This is a genomic window from Pseudomonas asplenii, from assembly GCF_001293465.1.
GTDB classification, from domain to species: Bacteria; Pseudomonadota; Gammaproteobacteria; order Pseudomonadales; family Pseudomonadaceae; genus Aquipseudomonas; species Aquipseudomonas fuscovaginae_B.
This window is the reverse complement of the sequence record NZ_JSYZ01000051.1, coordinates 1-2,654: the sequence shown is the minus strand read 5'-3', so window position 1 is coordinate 2,654 and position 2,654 is coordinate 1. Positions and strand designations below refer to the sequence as shown.

The 2,654-nt window shown below is 65.3% G+C and carries 2 protein-coding genes; both read right to left on the bottom strand.

The genetic code is table 11. The annotated features are described in order from the left end of the window. A partial coding sequence (locus PF66_RS31155; protein WP_081009963.1) for a condensation domain-containing protein occupies nucleotides 1-2,062 on the bottom strand: 2,062 nt, incomplete at its 3' end. Further along, on the bottom strand, nucleotides 2,059-2,654 hold a 596-nt coding region (locus PF66_RS31150; protein ID WP_241494489.1), incomplete at its 5' end, for a phosphopantetheine-binding protein. The genes PF66_RS31155 and PF66_RS31150, both read right to left, overlap by 4 nt.

The following is a 2,654-nucleotide window of genomic DNA, read 5'->3' as shown; positions in this document are numbered from 1 at the left end:
TGCCCTGATCCAGATTGATCACGGGTACCGACACGCCGGCCAGCAACTGCTGGGTCGCGTTCTGGGCCAGCACTACGGCCGGCGCACTGTCCTGCAGCATGTAGGCGATCCGCTCGGCCGGGTACCCCGGATCCAGCGGCACATAGGCGCCCCCGGCCTTGAGAATCGCCAGCAGGCCGACGACCATCTCGGCGCCGCGCTCGACACAGATCCCCACGCGGGAGTCCGGCTGCACACCCTGCTTGCGCAGGGCATGGGCCAAACGGTTGGCCTGTTCGTTCAGTTCGCGATAGCTGAGTTTCCTACCGTCATGGACCACCGCCAGGGCATCCGGCGTCAGTTCCACCTGGGCCTCGAACAACCCATGAATGGTCTGCGCCTGCGGATACTCCAGCGCGGTATCGTTGAACGCCACCAGCAACTGCTCGCGCTCGTTGGCCGGCAGGATCGGCAGGCGGTTGAGCGCGACGGTCGCAGCTCGTTCCAAAGCCTGGGCCAACTGCTCCAGCGCGGTCTGCATATAACCGCACACCCGCTGCGCATCGATTCCGCTGACCGCCTGCACGGTCAGGCTGAAACCTTCGCCCAGATCATCCAGGCACAGGATCAGCGGATAGTTGGTGCGCTCTTCGCCACCCAGTACCTCGATCCCCTCCCACAACTGCACCGTCTCGCCGCTCACCGTATCCGCCGAGCTGTGCCGGTAGTTGAGCAAGGTGCTGAACAACGGCGTCGGCGCGGCCACCCCGCTGCAACGCTGAGCCAGGGACAATGGGGCATGTTCATGCCCCAGCAACGCGCTCAGCCGCGCATGGGTCGCCTTGACCCCGGCACGCACATCCTGCTCGCCGACGGCCACCCGCAGCGGCAAGGTGTTGATGAACATGCCCAGCGCCCGGCGAGTCCCCTCGCCGCCCTGCATCCGCCCCAACAGCACGGTACCGAACACCACATCGCTGCGTCCGCACAGGCGCCCGAGTACCTGGGCCCAGGCCAGGTGATGCAGGCTCGCCACGCTCACTCCCTGCTGCCGGGCCTGGGTGCGCAGGCGCCGACTCAGTTCGGCGGGCAGCGCCTGGGTCGCTTCCTCGACGCCACGGCCGTCGCCACGGACATCCTGCAGGCCGAATGGCAGCGTTGGCTCGTCGACGTCGCCGAGCATCTCGCGGAAGAACCGTTCATGGGTCTCGCGGCTCACGCCCAACCGGGCCTGGGCCACGTAGTTGCGATACGGTACCGGCGTGCCCAGCGTCCGGGCCTGGTCATAAAGGTACGCATGAATTTCCTGCTGCACCACTTCCAGGGCGGCGTGGTCGATTGCGATGTGATGAAACAGCAGCATCGCCACCCAGCGCCGGTTGACCGCATCGTGGGCGAAGGCCAGCCGCAACAAGGGCGCCTGGCTGATATCGAGGCGGTAATGCCGTGGGTCGAAACGTTGCTGCAATTGCTCGATGGCGGCGCCGGCGACCGGATCGATGTCGATTTCCGTGATCGCCAGCCGGGCCTGACGCCAGACCACCTGCACCGGCTCGTCCAGGCCTTCCCAGACCACGCTGGTGCGCAGAATGTCGTGACGGTCGATGACCTGCTGCAAGGCCGCGGCGAACTCGTCGAAACGCGCGCGACTGGCGATCGCGAACTGCGCCTGCAGGACATAGGGGTCACCCTGCCCGGCGGCAATATGGTGATAGAGAATACCTTCCTGCAAGGGCGCCAGCGGGTAGATGTCCTGCACATTGCCCGCACCGCCGGGGACCGTGGCGACAATCTGTTCGATGGCCGCCTGGTCGAGCCTGACCAGCGGCAACATGTCCGGGGTGATGCGCGTACAACCGGGCGGAATGGCCAGGGCGGGAATCTCCACCTCGCCGGCCTTGCCACTGGAGTATTCGCCAGCGTTGATCAGCTCGATCAGCGCCGCCTTGTTGTCGCGCAGCATCGCCAGCACGGCGGGCTCGCTGAGGGACTGTCGTCGGCCGCTGACTACCAGTTGGTCGCCCTTGACAGCCAGTTGCACATCCTTCTCTTTCAATACGGCCAACAGTTCGATCACGCTCACAGAACAATCTCCATTCTTTCCATCGTTGCCGCGTATTCAGATAAGGTGGGGTGTTCGAACAGGTCCCTGACGTCAGCCTCCAGCCCCTCCTGGCGCATCCGTTCCATGAGGCTCACGGCCAGCAGCGAATGGCCGCCGAGCTCGAAGAAATGGTCATGTCGGCCGACCTGCGCGACACCCAGCAGTTCTTGCCAGATCCCGGCGATCAGGGTTTCGTTTTCGCCTTGCGGGGCCTCGTAGCCACGGTTGATCAGCGCATCCCCGTCCGGGGCCGGCAGAGCCTTGCGGTCGAGCTTGCCGTTGGGGGTCAGCGGCAAGGCATCGAGGCGCACATAGGCCACCGGGACCATATAGGGCGGTAATTGCCCCAGCAGCCAGCCGCGCAGGCTGTCGATAGCCGGCTCGTTATCGGCGGACTGGAGGGTGTAGTAGGCCACCAGGCGCTTGTCGCCCGGCACATCCTCGCGGGCGGTGACCACCGCTTCGTGGATCGCCGGGTGTTTGGCCAGGCGGGCATCGATTTCGCCCAGTTCGATACGGAAACCGCGGATCTTCACCTGGTCGTCGTTGCGGCCCAGGTATTCGATGTTGC